Raw genomic sequence first — 8,215 nt, forward strand, 5'->3', positions numbered from 1 at the left:
CCCGCCTCCTGCAGATCCATCAGCGCATAGGCGAGCACGCCGGCGGCGACGATGACCAGGAAGCCGCCGGTCCACGCGAAGAAGCGGCGGAGGTCGAGCTTCACTGCTCCGCGGGAGATGAGCCAGCCGATGATCACGGCGGCGGCGAGTCCGAGCAGAGCGCCGAGCAGAGCGGACGGCGCATCGCCGAACGCCTGCACCATCGACCACAGAAGGAGTGTCGTCTCGATGCCCTCCCGCGCGACCGACACGAAGCCGATCGCGACGAGCGCCCAGAGGCCGCCGACCGTGAGCGCGCGATCGAGGCCGCCCTCGAGCGTCGCCTTCATGGTGCGTCCGGCACGCTGCATCCAGAAGATCATCCACGTGACCATCGCGACGGCGAGCAGCGAGAGCCCGCCGCCGATCAGCTCCTGCGCCTTGAAAGTGAGCTCGTAGGCGCCGAAGGTGAGCACGGCGCCGATACCGAGTGCGAGGGCGATCGCGAGGCCGACGCCCGCCCACATCTTCGGCAGGGCGTCCTTCCGGCCGAGGCGGCGGAGGTAGGCGACGAGGATGCCGACGACGAGCGCGGCTTCCAGGCCTTCACGGAGGCCGATGAGAAAAGTGGCGAGCACGGAGACGATTTCTGTTGCGACGACTGAGGTAAGGCAGCCCTTACCTACGAGACTCTAGCATTGCAGCGGAGTCTTGCCGGAACACTGTCGCCACCGGCAGACGACGCCCCGGCGGTAACGCGGCGCAACAGTGGCCCTCCCGCTCGGAAAGCCGACATACCCTCGGTCCATGGCTGAACTCTCGCTCCCGATCCTCGACCTGTCCCAGCTCGACGAAGGCCCGGACGCTGCGGCTCGTTTCCGCGACGATCTCCGGGCGGCGACGCACGACGTCGGCTTCTTCTATCTCACGGGCACGGGCATCTCCCCCGAGCTGGAAGCACGGCTGCACCGTGCTGCCCTCGACTTCTTCGCCCTCCCGGAGGAGGACAAGCTCGCGATCGAGAACGTGAACAGCCCGCACTTCCGCGGCTATACCCGCATCGGCGGAGAGCGCACCCAGGGTCAGGTGGACTGGCGCGAGCAGATCGACATCGGGCCCGAGCGCGAACCCGTGGACGGCGGCCCCGCGTTCAACCGCCTCATCGGCCCGAATCTGTGGCCGGCGGCGCAGCCGGAACTGCAGGAGATCGTCACCGAATGGCACGAGACGCTGTCCGACGTCGCCCGGCGGTTGCTGCGGGAATGGGCGCAGACGCTCGGAGCCGACGAGACCTACTTCGACGATCACTTCGGTGAGCCCTCGACACTGATCAAGATCGTCCGCTACCCGGGAACACACGAGCCCGAGCCCCAGCAGGGCGTCGGCGCGCACAAGGACTCGGGCGTCCTCACGCTCCTCTGGGTCGAACCGGGCAAGGGCGGCCTGCAGGTCGAGCGCGACGGAGCCTGGGTCGACGCTCCCCCGGTGCCCGGTGCCTTCGTCGTGAACATCGGCGAGCTGCTCGAGTACGCCACCGGCGGCTACCTCAAGGCGACGAACCACCGGGTCGTGTCACCGAAGGCCCCGAACGACCGGATCTCGATCCCGTTCTTCTTCAACCCCGCCCTCGACAAGCGCCTCCCGCTGATCGAGCTTCCGCCCGAGCTGGCGGCCGAGGCGAAGGGCGTCACGAAGGACCCGAGCAACCCGATCCACGCGCTCTACGGCGAGAACGCCCTCAAGTCACGCCTGCGCGCCCACCCCGACGTCGCGGCGATCCACCACGCGGACCTCGTGGATGCCACCGCCTGAGCCCACGCTCACAGGGCCTGCCCACCTCCGAGGGCGACGATCTCACGTAGCGCCTGGAGGTGTGCGGCGAAGGCGTCGCGCCCCGTCCTGGTCGAACGCACCCACGTGCGCGAGCGGCCACCGACGTTCGCCTTGCGCGCGAACACGTAGTCGGCAGCCTGCAGGTGCGTGATGGCCTTGCTCAGGGGTGAGTCACCGCACTGGAGGACATCCCGAAGCGTCGCGAAGTCGAGCTCCATCCCATCCCCCAGCGCCGCCATGAGGGAGAACCGGATGGGCGAGGCGAAATTATCGTCCAGCTGGGTGCGTGGGTGAGGCCTGGAGGCCGGCTCAGCCACGGCTCGCCCGGCCGGGGACGAAGGACACGAGGGCGAAGAGCAGGATCACGACGACACCTCCGAGAACACCCGCGAGCCCCCGGTTCCCGAAGGACTCGCCCGCGAGAGTGAGCCCGACGGGAACGCACGCCGCGACGAAGAACATCGCCACATGCGGCCAACGCCAGGCGGCTCCGATGGCCGGGAGCCCCAGCGGGGTGTTGAAGGCCACGATCCACGCGAGGAGCGTCATCATCACCAGCAACGAGATCACGCTCCGGAGGACATCGTCGGGGGATCCCGCCAGCATGGTGAGTACGCCGACAGTGATACCGACAAGCACGGTTCCCCACCGCAGGGGCGCCGGCAGCGGGACCCGGGCAGGACGCGGACGACGCGGATCCCCTGACGCGCGGAGGAGCTGCACCGCCCCGTGGCCGCCGATGCCCAGCAGGACCATACCGGCGGGGATGAGCACCGTAGCGGCGGGGAGCGCGGTGTCCAACGCCACGAGTCCGAACACCACGAGGGCAGCGGCCAGCAGCACCCCTCCCCCCAGGATGACCGGCCACCGCGAGCGAGTCATGCGCCACTGCATCCCGTTGCGCTGAGCCATGCCGCTCGCGAGCTGCCCCCACACCAGGAAGGTGAACAGGATCATCTGCGAGGCGATCACGTCGTCGTTCCGGAGAACGAGTGCGAATGCGACGAGGTACGCCGCAGTGACCGCCGCATTGAGGATCTGGAGCCAGGCGAGCGCGCGTCGGTCGATCGCGCGGTCGCGGCGCCCCGCCACCGCGTCAGCGGCAGCCAGATACTGCTGCGCGAGATCGGCATCCGGCGGGACGAGCGCGTCCTGACCGGGGATGGACTTCTGCTCCACGATGGACCTCCTTGACTTTCCATCCGGAAAGTTCACTACTTTCCTATCGGAAAGCGAGGGAGGGGTCAACCCGTCGTCACCAGTCGAGTGCCTGCGCGAGGGCTTCGATGATGGGTTCGCGCCCCTGATCGATGTGCGCGTAGGCCTGCGCCGCCGCCACCTCGCCGCGCCCGGCGACGATGGCGTCGAGCAGTTGCTGGTGCTCCACCGCGTGCTCCTGCTCCCGTGTGGCGTGCGTGATGCCGAAGATCCACTGCATCCGGCCGAGCATGGGCCGCAGACTGCGTTCGAGGATGCGATTGCCGGAGAGACGGACGATCTCGAGGTGGAACCCGAGGTTGGACTCCCCCAGCTCGGCCGTGTCCCCCGGCGCGAGCGCACGCTCGAGGAGTTCGCGCAACCGATCCGCACTCGCCGCTCCCGAGTGGACACGTTGCGCCGCATGCCGCGTCGCATAGGGCTCGATGCACAGCCGCGCGTCGTACAGCTCCTCGACGTCGGCCCTCGTCACCGGCGTGACACTCGCCCCCTTGTTGCGTGTCGTGACGACGAACCCGTCCGTCTCCAGCCGCTGGAGCGCCTGCCGGACGGGCACACGGGACACCTCGAACCGCTCCGACAGATCCCGCTCCTTCAGCCAGGACCCCGGGGTGAGCTCTCCGACGATGATCCGGCGCAGCACACCGCGATAGACCCGCTCGGCGAGGGCGGATCCGTCGGTGATCAGGCTGTCGGAACTCATCGCGGAACCTCTCGGGGCATCAGGCATGACGGGGGAAGACCGGAGGGAAGAGTTCGTCGGTCGTTCCGCTCCGATGGTCGCGCCCAGTGTAGGCGTTCCGCATCTGCCCGAAGAGGATCTGCGTGTCGGCGCGGATCGCGTCGAGGTCGATCCCGTCGATCCTCCCGTCTCGCATGACGACCCGACCGGCGACCATCGTCAGACACGCATCGCGCGCCGTACCGTTGAGAACCAGGGTTCGCAGCGGGTCATCGACGGCACCCATCCGCACGTCGTCCAGCCGGAACGCCGTCAGATCGGCCTGGGCGCCGACGGCGATCTTGCCGAGGTCCGGGCGGTGGAGCGCCTTCGCCCCGCCGAGCGTCGCCGCATCGACGTATCCGGCGAGGTCACCGGCAGCGAGACTGCCGTTCTGCACCTTCGCGACCGACACCCCGGTGTCGATGCCCCGGATGAGATCGGGCGGGAAGGAATCCGTACCGAGGGCGATGTTCACCCCGGCATCGTGATAACGCTGGAACGTCTCGAGTTCGGAGCCGTAGCGGGCATTGGTCAGCGGGCAGTGCACGATGGACACCCCGGCGTCGACCAGCCGGGCGAGGTCGCCGCGGTCTTCCCCGTGCACCCGCGGGTTCACGTCGAGGAACACGCCGTGCGGCACGATGAGGCGATCGTTCAGAAGGCCCATCCTCTCGATGAGCTCGAGCGGAGTGCAGCCGTGGGCATCGAGGATGAGCTCGCGCTCGACCTCCCCCTGCAGCGCGTGCAGCCGGACGATCGCTCCGCGCTCCGCCGCCGCCGCCCCCGTCGCCGCGAGCAGCTCGGGAGTCAGCGTCTCGATGCGGCAGGGCAGGAAGACGGGCGTGAGCAACGGCTCGCCGAGCGCGGCCAGCTCGTCATGGAACCGGATGGCGTCGGCGAGCCCGACCTCACCCTCCTCCGGCGCGAACCGCACCCGGCGTTCACCCGACGCCGTCACGACGTTCACGCCCGAGCGGTAGGAGGGACCGAGGAATCCGCGCAGCCCGAGAGCGCGCGAGAACGCCGCCATCCGGTGAAGGTCGCCCGCCGATTCGGCCCAGACCGAATGCACCTCCGAGGCGATCGGCATGTAGGAGGTGATGCCGTACAGCGCGAGCTGCACCAGCGCGATCTCCCGGATCCGTGCACGCTCATCCTCGTCGAAGACATGCCGCCGACGGTCGAAGTAGTCCTCCGACCACTGCAGTCGGGCCGCCTGCTCACGAGTACCCCAAGCGTCCAAGATCAAGTGGTCGATGTCGGTGAGCGCGTCCAGGTCGATGAGCCCGGGCATCAGCAGGCTCTCCCCGAGTTCCAGGCGCTCATCGATGCCCGAGGGAGCCTGGTCAGCCGGGCCGGCGAAGACGATCAGGTCGTCCTCGACGACCACGGCCCCCTGCCGGAGTTCCCGGTGGGAGGTGCCGTCGAACACCAGCACGTGGTCGGCGGTGAGAAGTGTGCGCATGAGAGCCCCGATGATCTGAGATGCGATTTGGTATCCAAAAACTATCTCACGTTACTTCTGCTCTTCAAGATGCTCCCCGGGTAGCAACGGTAAATCAGGTCACTCTGGAATTTGGTATCCCAACCGTGCTCCCGCTGGTATACAATTCTGAGCACCCGCTCCCCGGCCCATCAAGGAAGATCGTGACCGACACCCAGACGCTGACCCCGAAGACGGAGGCGCTGCCCACCGCGCCGCCGAAGATCGCGACCGGACGCTCGCTCCTCGGGACGGCGTGGCTGCGCATCCGCCGCAGCCCCATCGCTCTCGTCTCCTTCGGGGTCGTCGTGGCGATCGTGCTCTTCGCCCTCCTCGCCCCCGTGCTGGTCGCGATCGAGGGGCAGGATCCGTTCACCACGAACACCGGCCCTGAGGTCCTCGACAACTTCAACACCCCCGGCCTGCCGCTCCCCGCCTACATGTACCCGTCCGTGGAGCACTGGCTCGGCGTCGAACCGGGACTCGGACGCGACATCTTCGCCCGCATCGCCTACGGGGCTCAGGTCTCGTTGCTGATCGCCCTGCTCTCGACGCTGGTCTCGGTCGTCCTCGGAACCGTGCTCGGGGCTGCGGCCGGCTACTTCGGCGGCAAGGTCGACATGGTCATCAGCCGCATCATCGACCTCTTCCTCGCCTTCCCGCACCTGCTCCTGGTGCTCTCGCTCACCCCGATCCTGCAATCCCGGCTGCGCGACACGCCCCTCGGCCAGGGCAGCTTCGTCCCCATCGCCTCCCTCGTGCTGATCCTCGGGTTCTTCGGCTGGGCGTACCTGGCCAGAGTCGTGCGCGGCCAGGTGCTCAGCATCCGCGAGCAGGAGTACATCGAGGCGGCGAAGTCCTACGGGGCCTCGCACCGGACCATCATCTTCCGTCAGGTCATCCCGAACGTGCTCGGGGTCGTCCTCGTCTACGCGACCATGATGATCCCCGCGAACATCTCCGCCGAAGCCGCACTGTCGTTCCTCGGCGTCGGCGTGAAGGACCCGACGCCGTCCTGGGGGCAGATGCTCAACGCCGCTCAGGCGGGCAACTGGTACCTCAGCGACCCCTGGTTCCTCATCGTGCCCGGCACCGCGCTCATCATCACCGTGCTCGCCTTCAACCTGCTCGGCGACGCCGTGCGCGACGCGCTCGATCCCAAGGCCTCCCGCAGCTGACCTTCCCGCCCCCGAACACCCGACCCCCCCACCGAAAGAGAACGCGTCATGAGACACCGCAGTCCCCTGCTCGCCGCTGCGACCGTGGCCATCGCCCTGGTCGTCACCGGTTGCACCAGCGTCACCGCACAGAACGGGCAATCCGCCCCCACCGGCTCGAAGGACCCGTATGCCGCGCACATCGTGCAGCCGGGCTTCGATGAGGCCGGCGGCAACGTCAACGTCCTGATGTCGAGCGACTTCATGACGCTCGACCCGGGCAACAGCAACTATGTGCAGACCGCGAACGTCGGCCAGCTCTACTACCGCACGCTGACGATGGCGAAGGAGACCGCCGGAGAGCCGCCCACGATCGTCGGCGACCTCGCGACCGACACCGGCACCGCCTCGGAAGACGGCCTCACCTGGACCTACACCCTCAAAGACGGTCTGAAGTACGAGGACGGTACGCCCATCACCGCCGCCGATGTGAAGTACGGCATCGCCCGCACGTTCGCGCGCGACGTCTTCACCCAGGCACCGCAGGAGTTGAACTCCGCTCTCGATGCCGATGATTACAAGGGTCCGTACTCGGGCGGCGGCGATCTGACGGCCGTCGAGACCCCCGACGACAAGACCGTGATCTTCCATCTGAAGCAGCCGAACCCCGACTTCGCCGCCCTCGTGTCGCGCTCGAACACGGCGCCGGTCCCGCAGGCGAAGGACACGATGCTCGATTACACGAACCACCCGATCTCCTCGGGCCCGTACATGATCGAGAGCTACGACCGCGGCCGGGAGCTGAAGCTCGTGCGCAACCCCTCCTGGGATCCCGCGACCGACGAGAACCGCACCGCCCTGCCGGACACGTTCACGTTCTCGCTGTCGACCGCGCAGGCGACCATCAGCCAGCAGCTGATCTCGGATGCCGACCCGACCGCGATCACGCTCGACTCGAACGGCGCTCTCCAGGCCTCGGACACCTCACGCCTGACCGAGTCGTCCGTCGCCGACCGCACCGCCTCCGGACTGCTCGGCTGCACCGATGTGCTGAACTTCAACACCGAGACCATCACCGACCCCGACGTGCGTCACGCGCTCGCCCTGGCGATGGACCGTGCGGCTATCCAGGTGCAGTACGGCGGTGCGCGCTTCGGCAAGCTCACCAACTCGTACCTCAACGACTCGCAGGTCGGCTACGTCGCCGAGACCACCGACCTCGACATCGACGGCGCCCCGCAGCTCGAGGCCGCCAAGAAGCTGCTCGAGGGCAAGGATGTCCCCGCCTCGCTCACGTACGGCTACTCGAACGCGATCGACCGGTACAAGAACCTCGGCACCGTGCTCCAGCAGAACTTCACCGAGCTCGGCATCGACCTGCAGCTCGTGCCGATCCCTGCCGCGAACTACTACACGGTGCTCGCCAGCGACGAGATGCCCGACCTCGCCCGCGCCGGCTGGTGCGGCGGTGCGGCCTCCGGCTCCACCCGGACAACGGTCGACCCCAACATCGGCCCGAGCCTGGACGGGACGACGTACGGCTTCAGCAACATCTCGCGCTTCTACGACGAGAAGATCTCCGGCGACATGTACGAGCTGCGCAACACCAACGGCACCTCCGAAGAGCTGAACACGCGCTGGGCCGAGCTCTACAACGAGGCCATGGAGTCTTACCCGCTCGTGCCGCTCATCCGCACCTTCACCAACAGCGTCGTGGGCTCGAAGATCCACAACGCCCAGGTGGGGTACTTCTTCGGAAGCATCGATCTGTCCACCATCGGCGTCGAGCAGTAACGGCCGACACCACACCTTCGGAAAGGA

8 protein-coding genes are annotated in these 8,215 nt (G+C 67.8%); 3 read left to right on the forward strand and 5 right to left on the reverse strand.

The genetic code is table 11. The features are described from left to right. A partial coding sequence (gene efeU / locus ACNPM4_RS08740; protein ID WP_448985421.1) for an iron uptake transporter permease EfeU occupies positions 1-617 on the reverse strand: 617 nt, incomplete at its 3' end. 169 nt (positions 618-786) lie between these two features. On the opposite strand from efeU, the gene ACNPM4_RS08745 reads away from it, so the two are divergent. Further along, a complete protein-coding gene (locus tag ACNPM4_RS08745; protein ID WP_029263636.1) occupies positions 787-1,791 on the forward strand; it encodes an isopenicillin N synthase family dioxygenase in 1,005 nt (334 codons plus the stop codon). A gap of 8 nt (positions 1,792-1,799) precedes the next feature. Here ACNPM4_RS08745 and ACNPM4_RS08750 read toward each other — a convergent pair whose 3' ends face one another. The 4 genes from ACNPM4_RS08750 to ACNPM4_RS08765 all read right to left on the reverse strand — a co-directional run bounded on the left by ACNPM4_RS08750 (position 1,800) and on the right by ACNPM4_RS08765 (position 5,219). Continuing rightward, positions 1,800-2,129 (reverse strand): transcriptional regulator, encoded by a 330-nt coding sequence (locus ACNPM4_RS08750; RefSeq protein ID WP_448985422.1) that lies wholly within the window; start codon positions 2,127-2,129, stop codon positions 1,800-1,802. Then, positions 2,122-2,991, reverse strand: coding sequence for a hypothetical protein (locus ACNPM4_RS08755; RefSeq protein WP_448985423.1), 870 nt, complete (start codon positions 2,989-2,991; stop codon positions 2,122-2,124). Before ACNPM4_RS08755 ends, ACNPM4_RS08750 begins: the two co-directional genes overlap by 8 nt. Positions 2,992-3,067: 76 nt before the next feature. Further along, the gene (locus ACNPM4_RS08760) at positions 3,068-3,733 is read right to left on the reverse strand and encodes a GntR family transcriptional regulator (protein ID WP_029263639.1); all 666 of its coding nucleotides are present in this window, start codon (positions 3,731-3,733) and stop codon (positions 3,068-3,070) included. Between the two features lie 19 nt (positions 3,734-3,752). Then, positions 3,753-5,219, reverse strand: a complete 1,467-nt coding sequence (locus ACNPM4_RS08765) for a chlorohydrolase family protein (protein WP_448985424.1) — start codon at positions 5,217-5,219, stop codon at positions 3,753-3,755. Between the two features lie 182 nt (positions 5,220-5,401). Here ACNPM4_RS08765 and ACNPM4_RS08770 point away from each other — a divergent pair, with 182 nt between their 5' ends. Together ACNPM4_RS08770 and ACNPM4_RS08775 are read left to right on the forward strand one after the other, a co-directional pair. Beyond that, positions 5,402-6,415: an ABC transporter permease gene (locus ACNPM4_RS08770; protein WP_231481743.1), complete on the forward strand. Its 1,014-nt coding sequence runs from the start codon at positions 5,402-5,404 to the stop codon at positions 6,413-6,415. Positions 6,416-6,463: 48 nt separating this feature from the next. Further along, positions 6,464-8,188, forward strand: a complete 1,725-nt coding sequence (locus tag ACNPM4_RS08775) for an ABC transporter substrate-binding protein (RefSeq protein ID WP_448985425.1) — start codon at positions 6,464-6,466, stop codon at positions 8,186-8,188. Positions 8,189-8,215: the final 27 nt, after the last annotated feature.

The organism is Microbacterium umsixpiens (genome assembly GCF_053543675.1).